The sequence below is a fragment of the Bifidobacterium bifidum ATCC 29521 = JCM 1255 = DSM 20456 genome (assembly GCF_001025135.1).
Taxonomy (GTDB): Bacteria; Actinomycetota; Actinomycetes; order Actinomycetales; family Bifidobacteriaceae; genus Bifidobacterium; species Bifidobacterium bifidum.
On the sequence record NZ_AP012323.1, the window covers coordinates 497,778 to 514,216 of the forward strand.

11 protein-coding genes are annotated in these 16,439 nt (G+C 63.7%); 9 read left to right on the plus strand and 2 right to left on the minus strand.

The genetic code is table 11. From position 1 onward, the window contains the following. Window position 1: 1 nt before the first annotated feature. Together galT and galK are read left to right on the plus strand one after the other, a co-directional pair. The gene (galT, locus tag BBBF_RS02030; protein WP_013363154.1) at window positions 2-1,252 is read left to right on the plus strand and encodes a galactose-1-phosphate uridylyltransferase; all 1,251 of its coding nucleotides are present in this window, start codon (window positions 2-4) and stop codon (window positions 1,250-1,252) included. An 89-nt stretch (window positions 1,253-1,341) separates the two neighbouring features. Then, complete coding sequence (gene galK / locus BBBF_RS02035; protein WP_003812003.1) at window positions 1,342-2,592, plus strand: galactokinase; 1,251 nt, start codon at window positions 1,342-1,344, stop codon at window positions 2,590-2,592. 217 nt (window positions 2,593-2,809) lie between these two features. Here the strand turns inward: galK and BBBF_RS02040 are convergent, their stop codons facing one another. Then, entirely contained in the window at window positions 2,810-4,135 is a 1,326-nt protein-coding gene (locus BBBF_RS02040; protein WP_003815310.1) for an MFS transporter, read from the minus strand. Between the two features lie 376 nt (window positions 4,136-4,511). On the opposite strand from BBBF_RS02040, the gene BBBF_RS02045 reads away from it, so the two are divergent. The 3 genes from BBBF_RS02045 (at window position 4,512) to BBBF_RS02055 (ending at window position 7,280) form a co-directional block, all read left to right on the plus strand. Continuing rightward, complete coding sequence (locus BBBF_RS02045) at window positions 4,512-4,784, plus strand: ACT domain-containing protein (RefSeq protein ID WP_003812009.1); 273 nt, start codon at window positions 4,512-4,514, stop codon at window positions 4,782-4,784. 19 nt (window positions 4,785-4,803) lie between these two features. Next, window positions 4,804-6,168 (plus strand): PFL family protein, encoded by a 1,365-nt coding sequence (locus BBBF_RS02050; RefSeq protein WP_021647660.1) that lies wholly within the window; start codon window positions 4,804-4,806, stop codon window positions 6,166-6,168. Between the two features lie 647 nt (window positions 6,169-6,815). Continuing rightward, complete coding sequence (locus BBBF_RS02055; protein WP_021647662.1) at window positions 6,816-7,280, plus strand: hypothetical protein; 465 nt, start codon at window positions 6,816-6,818, stop codon at window positions 7,278-7,280. 1,356 nt (window positions 7,281-8,636) lie between these two features. On the opposite strand, the gene BBBF_RS02060 is transcribed toward BBBF_RS02055, so the two are convergent. Then, entirely contained in the window at window positions 8,637-9,284 is a 648-nt protein-coding gene (locus BBBF_RS02060; RefSeq protein WP_013389580.1) for a tRNA (cytidine(34)-2'-O)-methyltransferase, read from the minus strand. Window positions 9,285-9,368: 84 nt separating this feature from the next. On the opposite strand from BBBF_RS02060, the gene BBBF_RS02065 reads away from it, so the two are divergent. The 4 genes from BBBF_RS02065 to rpoB all read left to right on the plus strand — a co-directional run bounded on the left by BBBF_RS02065 (window position 9,369) and on the right by rpoB (window position 16,338). After that, a complete protein-coding gene (locus tag BBBF_RS02065; RefSeq protein ID WP_021647665.1) occupies window positions 9,369-10,199 on the plus strand; it encodes a discoidin domain-containing protein in 831 nt (276 codons plus the stop codon). A 539-nt stretch (window positions 10,200-10,738) separates the two neighbouring features. After that, window positions 10,739-11,755: an HhH-GPD family protein gene (locus BBBF_RS02070; RefSeq protein ID WP_033509997.1), complete on the plus strand. Its 1,017-nt coding sequence runs from the start codon at window positions 10,739-10,741 to the stop codon at window positions 11,753-11,755. A 94-nt stretch (window positions 11,756-11,849) separates the two neighbouring features. Continuing rightward, on the plus strand, window positions 11,850-12,506 hold the full coding sequence (locus BBBF_RS02075; RefSeq protein ID WP_033509972.1) for a hypothetical protein: 657 nt from the start codon (window positions 11,850-11,852) through the stop codon (window positions 12,504-12,506). Window positions 12,507-12,774: 268 nt separating this feature from the next. Beyond that, complete coding sequence (gene rpoB / locus BBBF_RS02080; protein WP_033509970.1) at window positions 12,775-16,338, plus strand: DNA-directed RNA polymerase subunit beta; 3,564 nt, start codon at window positions 12,775-12,777, stop codon at window positions 16,336-16,338. Window positions 16,339-16,439: the final 101 nt, after the last annotated feature.

Sequence of the window (16,439 nt, forward strand, 5' to 3'; positions counted from 1 at the left end):
CATGGCAGAAATCACCAACTACACCCCGGGAGAGTATGCGAAGGAGCATATCCGCATCACACCGACCACGCTGGCCGACGGACGCGACTTCTTCTATCTCGACGACGATCCGGAATACGTCTCCGGCGCCAAGACCCGCGAGCTCAAGGACCCGCGCCCGCTGGACTACCGCTTCGCCCCGCACCTGGACGCCGACGGCAACGAAGTGCCGTACGCCGCCCCGCAGATGCGCCGCGACCCGCTGACCGGCGACTGGATCCCGATGGCCACCGCCCGCATGAACCGCCCGATCACCGCCGGCCCCGGCGCCACCGCCAAGGGCAACCCGCTGGCCGCGCGCAAGCCCGGCGACCCGTACCAGGACGGCGAGGTGCCGGACACCGACTACAACGTCGTCGTGTTCGAGAACCGTTTCCCGTCGATGGTGCGTGTGCCCGGTGTCTCCGAAGACGTCACCTACGTCGACGGCAACCCGCTGTGGGAGAAGAAGCTCGCCGCCGGCCGCTGCGAGGTCATCTGCTTCGACCCGAACGAGGACGGCCTGCCGGCCGACCTGCCGGTGTCCCGCCTGCGCACGGTTGTTGAGGCATGGGCCTTCCGTACCGCCGAGATCTCCAAGATGGAAGGCATCGAGCAGATCTTCCCGTTCGAGAACCACGGTGCCGAGATTGGCGTCTCCCTCGCCCACCCGCACGGACAGGTCTACTGCTACCCGTTCATCGCCCCGAAGATGGAGAAGGAACTCCAGCACACCGAGGCCTACCACGAGAAGACCGGCGGCAACCTGCTCAAGGACATCATGAACGCCGAGCTCGAAGCCGAGGAGCGCGTCGTGATGCGCAACCACAGCTGGGTCGCCTACGTGCCGGCCGCCGCCCGCTGGCCCCTTGAGGTTCATGTGGCTCCGGTGCGCGACGTGCTCACCCTCGACCAGCTCAACGACCAGGAGCGCTGGGACCTCGCCTCGATGTACTCGCACCTTCTGAAGCGCGGCAACGCGTTCTTCGACAAGGGCGACGGCAAGGGCATGGACCTGCCGTACATCGCCGCCTGGCATCAGGCCCCGATCCACGACGCGCGTCGCGAGAACTACCGCCTGAACCTGCAGTTCTTCTCGTTCCGCCGCGCCGCCAACAAGATCAAGTACCTCGCCGGCTCCGAGTCCGGCATGGCCGCCTGGATCTCCGACACCACCCCGGAGCTCATCGCCAAGCGCTTCCATGAGCTTGGACAGATCGACATCTCCGACTGACAACGTTCTATGGGGGAGTCTGGCCGAACCGGGCTCCCCCTAGCAATATCCACTGCATATATAGCCATCACACAGAAGAAAGAACACCAATGACTGCTGTTGAATTCATTGAGCCGTTGTCCCGCGAGGATGGTGTCTCACGGGCGACGAAGCTGTTCGTCGATATGTATGCCACCGCGCCCGAGGGCGTGTGGGCCGCTCCCGGCCGCGTGAACCTGATCGGCGAGCACACCGACTACAACGCGGGCCTGTGCCTGCCGATCGCGCTGCCGCACCGCACGTTCATCGCGCTCAAGCCGCGCGAGGACACCAAAGTCCGCGTCGTCTCCGACGTGGCGCCCGACAAGGTTGCCGAGGCCGACCTCGACGGCCTCAAAGCCCGTGGCGTGGACGGCTGGTCCGCCTACCCGACCGGCGTGGCCTGGGCCCTTCGCGAGGCCGGTTTCTCGCAGGTCAAGGGCTTCGACGCCGCGTTCGTGTCCTGCGTGCCGCTGGGATCGGGCCTGAGCTCGTCCGCCGCCATGACCTGCTCGACCGCGCTGGCCCTGGACGACGTGTATGGTCTCGGCTACGGCTCCTCCGACGCGGGCCGCGTGACGCTGATCAACGCCGCGATCAAGTCCGAGAACGACATGGCCGGCGCCTCCACCGGCGGCCTCGACCAGAACGCCTCGATGCGTTGCACCGAAGGCCACGCGCTGCTGCTTGACTGCCGTCCGGAGCTCACTCCGCTGGAGAACGTCTCCCAGCAGGCCTTCGACCTCGACAAGTACGGTCTGGAGCTGCTGGTGGTCGACACCCAGGCACCGCACCAGCTCAACGACGGCCAGTACGCCCAGCGTCGCGCCACCTGCGAGGAGGCCGCCCGCATTCTCGGCGTCGCCAATCTGCGCGTCGCCGCCGATGGCATCTCCAAGGCCGACGACCAGTTCCAGGCGCTCAAGGAGACGCTGGATGCCCTGCCCGACGTGACGATGAAGAAGCGCGTGCGCCACGTCGTCACCGAGATCGAGCGCGTGCGCTCCTTCGTGCGTGCGTTCGCCCAGGGTGACATCGAGGCCGCCGGCCGTCTGTTCAACGCCTCTCATGATTCGCTCGCCGCGGATTACGAGGTCACCGTGCCCGAGCTGGATGTCGCGGTGGATGTGGCCCGCAAGAATGGCGCCTACGGTGCGCGCATGACCGGCGGCGGCTTCGGCGGCTCCATCATCGCGCTCGTCGACAAGGGTCGCAGCCAGGAAGTCGCGCAGAAGATCGCCGACGAGTTCGAGGCTCGTGGCTTCCATGCGCCGCGCGCCCTGCCGGCGGTTGCCGCGCCCAGCGCCAGTCGCGAGGCCTGATTATCGCAGCGAACGGTTCTCAATAAGAAACGTGCGAGGATTCCTCACAAAAGCGCACATATGAACAATCGGCGGAAGCCCGGAATTCCGGACTTCCGCCGATTGTTTTGTTCGTTTCGCGCGCGATGAGGCTCGCACCTTTCTTATTGAGAACCGTTCGCTGCGACAACCAAAAAAGGGAGCGGATTTCGCCGCTCCCTTTTTTATCTATCTCAGATCACTTCTCGTAATCCTCGTCCTTGCTTTCCTTGATCAGGAACAGGGCGATCAGGGCGAGCAAGGACATCACGGCGAGGTACCAGCCGACGGACTCGACGGCGCCGGTCGACTTGACCAGTGCGGTGGAGATGGCCGGGGCGAACGCGCCGCCGAGGATGGCGGCGAGGTTGTAGCTCAGGCCGGCGCCGGAGTAACGCACGTGAGTCGGGAACAGCTCGGGCAGATAGGCGCCGCAGGGGCCGAACAGGCCGCCCATCAGCGCGAAGCCGACGCACAGGAACAGCATCACGGTCAGGACGTTGTGCTGCAGGGACTGCATGGCGAACAGACTGAACACCAGCGTCGCGAGCGTGGTGGAGATCAGCACGGTCTTGCGGCCGAGCTTGTCGGAGTAGATGCAGGTCACGAAGATGAAGATCGCGAAGAACACCACGGAAACCATCTGCATGGCCAGGTATTCGTTCTGGCTGAAGGGTGGCTTCATGACCTTGACGGCGTAGCTCAGCGACCACGTGCCCAGCACGTAGAACAGCGAGTATGTGATGCCCATGGCGAAGGTGCCGAGAAGCACTTCCTTCCAGTACGGCAGCAGCGAGCGCAGCGGGTGCTTCACCACGCGGTCCTGCTCGACTGCCTTGCGGAAGATCGGGGTCTCGGTCATGCGCAGACGCACGTACAGGCCGATGATGACGAGCACTGCGGAGCACAGGAACGGGATACGCCAGCCCCAGGCCTGCATGGCCGTGGATCCGAGCGTGGAGTCGAGCAGCAGGTTCAGGCCGTAGGCGCAGAAGAAGCCGATCGGGGCGCCGAGGTTCGGGAAGGAGCCGTACAGGGCGCGCTTGTTGGCCGGGGCGTTCTCGGTAGCGACCAGCGCGGCACCGGACCATTCGCCGGCGAGACCCACGCCCTGGCAGGCGCGGCAGATGCACAGGATGACGATGGACAAGGCGCCCAGCTGCTCATAGCCTGGCAGCAGGCCGACGACGAACGTGGAGATACCCATCGTCATCAGGGCGACGACCAGCGTGGTCTTGCGGCCGATCTTGTCGCCGAAGTGGCCGAACAGCATGGAGCCGAACGGGCGGGCGAGGAACGAGACGGCGAACGTCAGGAACGCGTACATCGTGCCCAGCGCCGGATTGGCCTTCGACGCGGCCGGGAAGAAAATAGTGCCGAAATAGCTGGCGGCTGCGATGGAATAGCAGTAGTTGTCGTAGAACTCGATGGCGGTGCCGACCATGGAGGCGGCGATGATCTCGGGAACCGAGTCCTTCTTCACCGCACCGGCCTTGGACACGGCCGCGGTAGCAGTAGCAGACATGAAAGTCTAACCCCTCTAATTCATTCAATCTCTGATACGAGCCGACGCCGCGACCGATTGTGCGGTGCGTGGTCGATATGCTCGCGGGTAGCGGGGTGCGTGGGCGTCGTCGCCCGAGCTTGTGGCCCCAGCGATGCGCTCACACACCGCTGTGCTTGATGTAAAGGTGTAGTCGACTTATGAAAGCGATGGTAATACTGCTCACATTGTGGACGATTGTCCGTTTGCGCCTGGATGATCCCCGCGTGAACAATGCCGACGTCGGATTCGGCCGATGGCCTGCGGACACGCCCAAATGGACGGTTCGGCAGTATTTCACGCCCGCTCCATATACTTGACACTACTTGCAGTAATCGGTTTCGAGCGGGGGAGTCCCATGAACAAGGCAATCATCACCGTCGTCGGCCAGGACACGGTCGGCATCATCGCGCGCGTGTGCACGTACCTGTCCGATCACAAGGTCAACGTGCTGGATATCTCACAGACCATCATCGACGGCTTCTTCAACATGATGATGATCGTCGACTACTCCGGCGCGGACAACGAGTTCGGCGTGATCGTCGAGGACCTGGACAAGCTCGGCGAGCAGATCGGCGTGCGCATCCGCTGCCAGCGCGAGGAGATCTTCACGAAGATGCACCGCGTCTGAGTCTCGAAAGGAACGAATCATGCTGAATATCATGGAGGTCCGTGAGACCAACCAGATGATCGAGCAGGAGAAGCTTGACGTGCGCACCATCACGATGGGCATCTCGCTGCTTGACTGCGCGGCGGACAGCGTCGACAAGGTGTGCGACAGCATCTACGACAAGATCACTACCTACGCCAAGGACCTGGTCGCCACCGGCGAGGCGATCGAGCGGGACTACGGCATCCCGATCGTCAACAAGCGCATCACCGTCACCCCGATCTCGCTGGTCGGCGCGAGCTCATGCAAGAGCGAGGACGATTTCGTCAAGATCGCGCACGCGCTCGATCGTGCCGCCAAGAAAGTCGGCGTCGACCTGATCGGCGGCTATTCCGCACTGGTGTCGAAGTCCATGACCCCCGCCGAGGAGCTGCTGATCCGCTCGCTGCCCAAGGCGCTGAGCGAGACCGACATCGTCTGCTCGTCCGTCAACGTCGGCTCCACCAAGACCGGCATCGACATGAACGCCGTCGAACTGCTCGGCCACATCATCAAGGACATCGCCGCGCGCACCGCCGACAACGACTCCTACGGATGCGTCAAGTTCGTCGCCTTCTGCAACGTGCCCGACGACAACCCGTTCATGGCGGGCGGTTTCCACGGCGTGACCGAAGGCGATGCGGTCATCAACGTCGGCGTGTCTGGCCCCGGCGTGGTGTCTCGCGCGCTCGACGCGGCGGTCGGCCGTGATTTCGAGTTCCTGTGCGAGACAATCAAGCGCACCGCGTTCAAGATCACGCGCGTCGGCCAGCTCGTGGCGCAGGAGGCCTCGCGCCGCCTCGGCATCCCGTTCGGCATCATCGACCTGTCGTTGGCTCCGACGCCCGCGGTCGGCGATTCGGTCGGCGAAGTGCTGGAGAAGATCGGCCTGGAGCAGGTCGGCGCTCCCGGCACCACGGCGGCGTTGGCAATGCTCAACGACCAGGTCAAGAAGGGCGGCATCATGGCGTCGAGCTACGTCGGCGGTCTGTCCGGCGCGTTCATCCCCGTCTCCGAGGACAAGAACATGATCGACGCGGCGGCATCCGGCTGCCTGACGCTGGAGAAGCTGGAGGCCATGACCTGCGTGTGCTCGGTCGGCCTTGACATGATCGCCATCCCCGGCGACACCAGCGCCGCCACGATCTCCGGCATGATCGCCGACGAGGCCGCCATCGGCATGGTAAACCAGAAGACCACCGCCGTGCGCGTGATCCCCGTGGCGGGCAAGGGCGTTGGCGAGATGGCCAACTTCGGCGGTCTGATGGGCTACGCTCCGATCATGCCGGTGAACCAGACGAGCTGCGAGGCGTTCGTGACCCGCGGCGGCCGTATCCCGGCCCCGATCCACAGCTTCAAGAACTGACGAGGTGCGCGGCGCTCCTCGGTGAGCCGGTGTCGCAGCGATATCGCTGAGCTGATAGTGCCGATATCTCAAGCGGCCGTTTCCGCATGTGCGCGGGAACGGCCGCTTTCATTATTATCCCCATCCAAGCCGCCTGACGTTTTCTTCCCCTCCCCGTCACCGATTCCAGCAGTGAAGTACTGATGAATATCGGCGGGGAATTTGCTGGGCATCAGGTTACTGTGCATACACTTGCAGCGTAGGGGAATAGAGAAAAACGACGTTGAATTTATGATGTCGGCAGAAGGCGCATGACATGCATCAGACACAAGCATCATCCGATTTGTCCTCATCCGGCATAGGGCATCCGTCTCGTTCTCCGCTGCCGTGCCGTCCGTGTCGCCGTGTCGCCTGCGCCGTCTGCTGACGGGTAGTGTGGTTCCGTTGCTGGCCGTCGGTTGTGCGTACCTACTGATTCCCGCGTTCGGCCACGCGATTTGGTATGACGAGAGCTATTCGGTGGCGCTCACCTCGCACGGGTGGAGCGGCATATGGAATCTGGGCTCGCTTGACGTGCATCCGATCGGCTACTACATGCTGCTCAATCTGGTGCGGCTCGTGTTCGGCGAACATGTGGTGGCGTACCGTCTGATGTCGGCGGCGGCATCATGTGCACTGGTCGTCGCCGGATACACGATGAGCGCTGGGACTGGGGAGCGCGCGCCGCACGGCTGTTCGCGGCGTTGGCGTGCTTCGCCCCGCCGTTCATGCGCATGGCGTTCCAGATTCGCATGTACTCATGGGCGGTGCTGGCCGTCGCGATGTGCTTCCTGTTCGCGATGCGCATCTGCATCAAGGCGCGCGGCAGTGGGCCCGTGCGCGTGAACGAGTGGATCGGATTCGCGCTGTTCTCCCTCGCCGGCGCGTACCTGCATTACTATGCGGTGCTCGTCGTGACCATCATCAATGCGATCGTGCTCGCCGTCGTATGCGCACGCGCCGTGGATCGCGCAGATGCTGTCGCAGGTGCGCAGTGTGTCGTCGGGGTATTGGATTCATTTCGAGTTCCCAATGACGTTGATCCGGCTGATCGATTATCCGCTGATGGGCGAGGGTGCGCGGAACATCTATGATCCGGCGACGATATGCCTGCCGACTATATCGTGAAGGCCGTCGGCGGGAACGTGCACCGCAATGCCGTCATCGTCTCAGACAGTCCCCGCATACTTGGCGTGCTCGCCGCATCCGGGCGCCGGGATATTCCGCTGCGCTACGCGTTGTGGACTGAAGACGCATGGTGGGATCAGCGGGCTTTGCCGGCGTATCTGGACCGGGTTCGCGTCTGCCACAGCTGGGATATGGCCGTGCAGTCTGATACCAGGCAAGTCGTTGTGATTCGCTCGTTGCCGGCCGGCCCTGCGGGAGAGGCCAGACCGGGCAATGGCGAGGTCAAATTGGGTGGATTCATGAGAGGCCTTTCCGGCCGCAAGAGCCTGCGCGAACATCGTGTGTTCGTGCGGCCGTATGACCAAGACGTGGGCCGTGTGGGTCTTCGACGTGCGTCGGTAGATGTTGTTGTTGCGCCGTCTTGCCGACTTTGCCCTGTGCCAGGCGCGGTTCTGACATGGTCGTGGGCTCGGCTGGGGTTCGCAGATGGCCGGGCGTGATTCTGGAGCGGTCTCGTCCTCGATTGTGTGCCACACCAGGGCGAAAATGGGTGTTTTGAGCCTAGTGTGGCACAATTTGTGCCACAGAATGAAATGTAAGCGCTTAGAATCCATGTCGTGGCAGTTGGTTGTTTCACGATATCATTGGAAAATGGCCGAAACTGTCTGTTGTAGATAATCGATGTCGAAACCACCTGTGCCATACCAGGGCAAAAATAGGTGTTTTTGCCCTGGTATGGCACGCAATCCGCAACTTGTCTCATGGATCGAGATAAGAGATATCGGATACTGATTCAAGCGGTGAGTGGAATGGTCGCGCTGTTTGAACCGCGCCTCTGAGGGCTTCATGCCGACCGGGAAATGCATCGTGACGCGGAAATCGTCATGGACTGCGAGGTATAAGGATCTCGGCCGGATGGGACCACACATACGTTAACAACGCGTCACTGTGCGTGTGCCCACGCACAGTGACGCACTTCGTGCTCAACGCACTGCCTGCAATTGTGGTCTCGCTGCGCGAGTCTCAATGTTTTCCTCTCTCGTCCCTGTCGGGACTCGCTCGGCGTCGCTACTCGGAAGCCCACTGGGCTTCCTCCCTACGCTCCGTCCTGCAATTGTGGTCTCGCTGCGCGAGTCTCAGTGTTTTCCTCTCTCGTCCCTGTCGGGACTCGCTCGGCGTCGCTACTCGGAAGCCCACTGGGCTTCCTCCCTACGCTCCGTCCTGCAATTGTGGTCTCGCTGCGCGAGTCTCAGTGTTTTCCTCGCTCGCGCCTGTCGGCGTTCGCTCGGCGTCGCTACTCGGAAGCCCACTGGGCTTCCTCCCTACGCTCCGCCCTTGAACCCTAGTTGGCGCCAGGCTTCGTAGATGGCGATGGAGGCGCAGTTGGTGAGGTTCAGGCTGCGCAGGCTCGGGCGCATCGGCAGCCGCACCTGTTCGGCCACGTGCGGGCCGGCCATGATGTCCATCGGGTCGGGAATGTCGCCCGGCTCCGGCCCGAACAGCAGAATGTCGGTCGGCTTGTACTCGACCTCGGTATACAGTTTCGTCGCATGCGCGGTGAACGCGATGATGCGCGAATTCGGCATCGACTCGACCAGATTGTCGAAGTTCGGATGCAACACCACGTGAGCCATGTCATGATAGTCAAGCCCGGCACGACGCAGCTTGGTATCGCGAAGATTGAACCCCAGCGGCTCCACCAGATGCAGGATGGTGCCGGTCACCGCACACAGGCGAATCGCCGACCCGGTATTGCCGGGGATGCGCGGACTGTAATAGCACAGATGCGGCGTGACCGTCTCCGTCGCGGCAGCCTTCTCGGCCGACAGCATCGCGTCCACAACGCTGATCGGATTGCCGTGCGCGTCGGTCACCAGCTCGTCGGGACCATAATTCGACTTGCGGTAGCCGTACTCGAACATCTTCTCGACCTTCGCCTCGGCCTCTTCCGCACCCTTGGTTTCGCTCATCATCCCGCCTTGTCTCTGCCGGTTGTCTTCGACCTTCGAGCTTAAAACAGCCCATACCCGTAACAGCTGCTCGAAGGAGAGACCATGAGACAATTATTCCGCCGTATCACGACCATATCCGCCACATGCGCGTTGGCCGTTTCGGTTGCAGCCGCAGTCGCGGTGGCCGCCGAACCCACCACAGGCAACATACTTACCGGCAAACTGCCCACGACCAACAGCACGCATCTGATCGGCGACGGCGACACCGGATTCGACCCGACCGACAGCAACATCACCAAAATCATCGCCGGAGAAGAGAACGGCAGCGCGGAAAACAACGGATACGCCAGCTGGGACGACGTATACCTGCAATATGATTTCGGCGAGCCGAGAGAGATACACTCCATCAACCTGTACCGCAATGGGTATGAGAACGCGCTGAACACGTTCAAGCGCATCAAGGTCGAAGTGTCCTCCAACGAGGACTTCTCCGACGCGAACGTGCTGTTCGGCACCGCCGACGTCGAGGAAACCGCCGCGACCAAGCTCGCCGCGCAGACCATCAACCTGACCACGCCCGTCACCGCGCGGTACGTGCGCATCTGGCAGAAGGGCCATTGCATCCAGAACACGAACTCCTCATGGAAGGGATACGGCAACGGCGTGGGCTTGCGCGAAATCGAGGTCATCGCCAAGCTCAAGGACGGCGAGACCCTGCCGGACGCGCAGGAGACGCGCAACATCGCGCTCGGCAAGTTGCCGTATGTGTACGGCCTCGACCCGACCAACATCGCGGCGATCAGCGACGGCAAGCAGGACGACAACTACGCCGTGCACAACAGCACCGGCGAGCGGTGGCTGCAGTTCGAATACAAGAACCGCTACCGCATCCACGAGGGCTCAAGCCGGGCACCTATCCGCTGGTCCGCATAGGCGTGTCGTCGACGCCCACGTCGGCCGGCAAGGACGTCGACGGCATGCATTCGCGACCGATGTTCCCGATTCCGGAGACGCAGGTCGGCGACGGCTGGGTCGGCGACGTCGACTACACGAAGCAGGCCACGAAGCAGGACAGCAATTTCCTCGTCGACTGGGTGCGCGTGTACCAATCCGAGGGGCAGCCGGTGACGCGTTTCGACGACCTGTACGGCGCCGAGAGCGGCGCGTACCGGATCGCCCCCGCCTCACGGACCGAGGGGCTGACCGCAGTGAGCAACGGTGACGCCGCCTGGCAGAACAAGAACAACTTCTACTACGGCGGACAGCCGCGGTATGAGACCAGCCGTTCCCATGCCGTGCCCCTGATGCAGGGCCGATTCGCCCTGCGCTTGCGGGCCCACAAACACTCTGCCGAATCCGGGCGAATGCTTTTACCCGCAGCGAGCGACCCGTTGCAGGTAAGGTTGTGCCACCGAATCGGCGAAATCGCGCGGCGCCGTGATGATGTAGCGGTCGCCGTGCACAATGGAGCGATGCCAGAGATACGGAACGATACGCCGGCCGAACCTGTGGGCGAGTGCGCTGTGCCTCGCGTGCGGGCGCTGCTGTCCGCATGGTGGGAGGCCAACGCCCGCGACCTGCCGTGGCGATTCGGGCGCGCGACGCCTTGGGGCGTGCTGGTGAGCGAGGTGATGAGCCAGCAGACCCAGATGAGTCGGGTGGTGCCATACTGGACTGACTGGATGCGCGTGTGGCCGGACGTCACCGCGCTCGCGGGAGCCTCCACGGCGGAGGTCATCACCGCGTGGGGGCGGCTCGGCTACCCGCGCCGGGCGTTGCGGCTGCAGGAGTGCGCCCGCGTGGTGTTCGAGCAATACCACGGCCGGCTTCCGCAAACCTACGACGAGCTGACCGCGTTGCCGGGCATCGGCGACTACACCGCCTCGGCGGTGCTGAGCTTCGCCTTCGGCGTGCGCATCGCGGTGGTGGACACCAACATCCGCCGGGTGCTGTCGCGCGTATTCCTCGGAGTCGAATCGCGCGGGGGAGCGGCCAGTCCGGCCGAGCGGGCGCTCGCCGGCAGGGTCCTTCCGCAGGATGATGAGACGGATGTTCGTGATGCCATCGAAGCCGCGAATGCCCGCGAGACGGTGAATGCCCCCGAATCCGCAATCCGCGAGATGACGCAGCGCAACACCCGTCCGTCGGTCATATGGAACCAGTCCGTGATGGAGCTCGGCGCGCTGGTGTGCACGGCCAAGAACCCGCTGTGTGACCAGTGCCCGATCGGTGAGCATTGCGCGTTCCTCGCGGCGGGCCGCCCCGGGCTGGGAGAGCGACGCACCCGCCCGCGCCAGCGTTTCCAAGGCACCGACCGTCAGGTGCGCGGCATCATCCTCGACGCGCTGCGCGCTGAGCCAATCCTCGCCCGCGAACGCCTGGAATCCCTGTGGCCGGATCACGTCCAGCTCGACAAATGCATCGCCTCCCTCGACGACGATGGCCTGGTCGACATGCTCCCGGATGGTTCGTTGCGGTTACCCCAATAAGTGCGCTCTCAAAACTCGCAGATAGAGGGGGTTTATCCCCGAAAACCCCTCTATCTGCGAGTTTTGAGAGCGTGCCTGAGGTAGACTGGACGGCATGCCCACTCAGCCCACCCGTCAGCCGCGACCCGGTTCGCGGCAAAAGCCGCGCAAGCGCGTCGTCAGCCCGCAACGACGGGCGATGTACCGTCGCCGCCGTGCGGTCGCGCTGGTCATTGTACTGGCCGCGGTCTCGCTGGTGGTGTTCTGCGTGTACAGTCTCGGCCGCGGCGTGGTGGATGGCATGAGCCTGCTGCGTCCCACACCGATCGCGCGTGAATCGGTGCCGGCGCCGAAGAAGACCAGCGGCGTCAATGATTGTGGCGCGTCCGATGTGAAGCTGTCGCTGACGGCGGCTTCCCAAGGCGTTCCGGTGGGAGGTTCCCTGGACTTCACGGCGAGCATCAGCTATGAAGGCACGTCGAGCTGCCTGCTGGATCTGTCGGATGTGGTGCTGACGGTGTCGTCCGGCGACCAGACGATATACAGTTCGGACTCCTGCCCCGCTGACCCGAACCGTCAGCTGCTGGCGAAGACCAGCGACATGAACAGGACGTCGCAGAAGATGACATGGGGCGCCTCCCGCACGGGGGACCAGTGCGTGGAGGATCAGAGCAAACTGCCGAAGGTGGACCGTGGCACATATACCGCGCAGTTGAGTCTGAAGAACGCGCCCAAGGCGGTCAGCGATCCGGTCACCATCCAGGTGCAGTGACGGTCAGGTGCGGCGACGGCCCTGAGCGGGCCGCTCGCCGCGGGCTCGGCGGTTGCCGCGTCCGGCCGCAGCGTGCGGCGTGTCGCGCATGTGATGTATGTTGCGCCGACGGCTGATTTGTGCTAAAATTTGGAATTTGCGTAAGTGCATGTCATATAGCGGGCATGTCGACAAAGATGAAACGCCCGCGATTCGGCATATGGTGGCCATCTGCGGCGTTTCCGGGAACATATCGATAACGACATTAGCGAGCGATAAGGAACGTCCATTGGCTGACACTCAAGCTACGACGAATACCACCACCATCATCGCACGCGCCGACCAGCATGACATTGATCTGCACAAGGCGTCGGACCGTGTGAATTTCGGCTCCATCCGCGAGCCCATCCCCGTGCCCTACCTGCTGGGCGTGCAGACCGACAGCTTCGACTGGCTGATCGGCAACGAGCGTTGGAAGAAGCGCGTCGAGGAGGACGAGGCGAACGGCACCGACACCGTTCCCCACATGTCCGGCCTTGACGAGGTCTTCAACGAGATCTCCCCGATCGAGAACTTCGCGCAGACCATGAGCCTGACGTTCTCCGAGCCGTACTTCGAGGAGCCCCGCCACACCGTGCAGGAATGCAAGGAGAAGGATTACACCTACTCGGCGCCGCTGTACGTCAACGCCGAATTCGAGAACGGCGACACCGGCGAGATCAAGTCCCAGACCGTGTTCATGGGCGACTTTCCGCTGCAGACCCCGCACGGCACCTTCATCATCGGCGGCACCGAGCGAGTGATCGTCTCCCAGCTCGTGCGCTCCCCGGGCGTCTACTTCGACCGCAGCCGGGACCGCGCCACCGGCAAGGAGATCTTCGGCGCGAAGATCATCCCGAGCCGCGGCGCATGGCTGGAGTTCGAGATCGACAAGCGTGACGTGCTCGGCGTGCGTGTCGACCGCAAGCGCAAGCAGTCCGCGATCGTCTTCCTGATGGCCATCGGCATGACCAAGCCCGAGATCCGCGATGCGTTCGAAGGCTACTCGCTCGTGCTCGACGCGCTGGAGAAGGAGACCATCGAGACGCAGGACGAGGCCCTGACCGACCTGTACCGCAAGATCCGCCCGTCCGACACCGCCACCCCGGAGGCCGGACGCAACCTGCTCGACTCCTTCTACTTCAACACCAAGCGCTACGACCTGGCCCGCGTCGGCCGCTACAAGATCGACCGCAAGCTTGGCCTGGAGCACGAGATCAACGACCGCTCCCTGAGCCGCGACGACATCATCGCCACCCTGAAGTACCTGGTCACCCTGCACGACGGCGGCAAGACCTTCCCGGGCAAGCGCAACGGCGAGGATGTCGACCTGCACGTGGACGTGGATGATATCGATCACTTCGGAAACCGTCGTATCCGCCAGGTCGGCGAGCTGATCCAGAACCAGCTGCGCACCGGCCTGAGCCGTATGGAGCGCGTCGTGCGCGAGCGCATGACCACGCAGGACGCCGAGGCCATCACCCCGCAGTCCCTGATCAACATCCGCCCCGTGAATGCGACCATCAAGGAGTTCTTCGGAACCTCCCAGCTGTCCCAGTTCATGGACCAGAACAACCCGCTGGCCGGCGTGACCAACAAGCGCCGTCTGTCCGCCCTGGGCCCCGGCGGCCTGTCGCGCGACCGCGCATCGATGGAAGTGCGAGACGTGCACGCCTCCCACTTCGGCCGTATGTGCCCGATCGAGTCCCCTGAAGGCCCGAACATCGGTCTGATCGGCTCGCTGGCGACGTTCGGCCGCGTGAACCCGTTCGGTTTCATCGAAACGCCGTATCGCAAGGTCGTCGACGGCCAGATCACCGATGAAGTGGTGCACATGACCGCTGATCAGGAAGTCGGCCACGTCATCGCCCAGGTGAACCAGGAGATCGACGAGAACGGTCGGTTTGTCAACAGCCAGGCCCTTGCCCGTAAGGACGAGGAAGAGGCGGTCGATGTCCCGGTCAGCGAAGTCGACCTGATGGACGTGTCGCCGCGTCAGATGGTCTCGATCGGCTCCTCCCTGATCCCGTTCCTGGAGCACGACGAGGGCCACCGAGCGCTGATGGGTACCAACATGCAGCGTCAGGCCGTGCCGCTGATCGAGTCCGAGCGCCCGCTGGTGGGCACCGGCTCCGAATGGCGCGTCGCCTACGATTCCGGTGACGTCATCATCGCCGACAAGCCGGGCGTGGTCACCTACGTGTCCGCCGACATCATCCGCGTGATGAACGACGACGGCACCATCAGCTCCTACAAGCTGTCCAAGTTCCAGCGTTCCAACCAGACCACCTGCTACAACCAGCGCCCGATCATCAAGGACGGCGAGCGCGTCGAGGCCGGCACCGTGCTGGCTGACGGCCCCGCCATCCAGAAGGGCGACCTGGCCCTCGGCAAGAACCTGCTCATCGCGTTCATGCCGTGGAACGGCTACAACTACGAGGACGCCGTGATCATCTCGCAGCGCCTCGTGCAGGACGACACCCTGAGCTCCATCCACATCGAGGAGTACGAGATCGATGCCCGCGAGACCAAGCTGGGCGCCGAGGAGATCACCCGCGATCTGCCGAACGTCGGCGAGGACGCGGTGGCCAACCTCGACGAGCGAGGCATCATCCGCATCGGCGCTGAGGTCGAGGCCGGCGACATCCTCGTCGGCAAGGTCACTCCGAAGGGCGAGACCGAGCTGACCCCGGAGGAGCGCCTGCTGCGCGCCATCTTCGGAGAGAAGTCCCGCGAGGTGCGCGACACGTCGCTGCGCGTGCCCCACGGCGAGACCGGTACCGTCATCGCGGTCAAGGAGATCACCCGCGAGGACGCCGAGGAGGACGGCGACGAGCTGCCCAACGGCGTCAACCAGATGATCCGCGTGTACATCGCGCAACACCGCAAGATCACCGTGGGCGACAAGCTGTCCGGCCGCCACGGCAACAAGGGCTGCATCTCGCGCATCCTGCCCGAGGAGGACATGCCGTTCCTGGCGGACGGCACCCCGGTCGACATCATGCTCAACCCGCTGGGCGTGCCTTCGCGAATGAACCTCGGCCAGGTGCTGGAACTGCACCTCGGCTGGATCGCGCACTCCGGCTGGGACATCAGCCTCGACCCCGATCTGGAGGCCGAGTGGAAGAAGTACGTGCCCAAGGGCGCCGAAAAGGGCGCTCCGAACACGCCGGTCGCCACGCCCGTCTTCGACGGCGTGCGCCCCGACGTCATCAAGGGCCTGCTCAAGTCCACCCTGCCGAACCGCGACGGCGACCAGATGGTCGGCGAGGACGGCAAGGCGCGCCTGTTCGACGGCCGCACCGGCGAACCGTTCCCGAAGCCGATCTCCGTGGGCTACATGTACATGCTGAAGCTGCACCACTTGGTCGACGACAAGATCCACGCCCGTTCCACCGGCCCGTACTCGATGATCACCCAGCAGCCGCTGGGCGGTAAGGCTCAGTTCGGTGGCCAGCGCTTCGGCGAGATGGAGGTGTGGGCCCTTGAGGCCTACGGTGCCGCCTACACGCTGCACGAGATGATGACCACCAAGTCCGACGACGTGGACGGCCGCGTGCGCGTCTACGGTGCCATCGTCAAGGGCGAGAACCTCCCGCCGGCAGGCATCCCCGAATCGTTCAAGGTGCTCCTGAAGGAAATGCAGTCCCTGTCCCTGAACGTCGAAGTGCTCAACGCCGAAGGCGTCGCCATCGACATGAAGGACGAGGACGACGATCCCTCCTCCAGCGCTGACCTGGGCTTCAACATCGGCGCACGCCCCGACGCCGCCGCCAAGGAAGACCAGAAGGCCCCGGAACCCGAATACCAGTGATTCCCCACGGGTCGTCCGGCCCGCGGCCGCGCAGCGAACGCGCGGCGCGGCGGGCCGGACGACCCGGACGAAACGTGATTGAACATCAATTTCAAAGACAG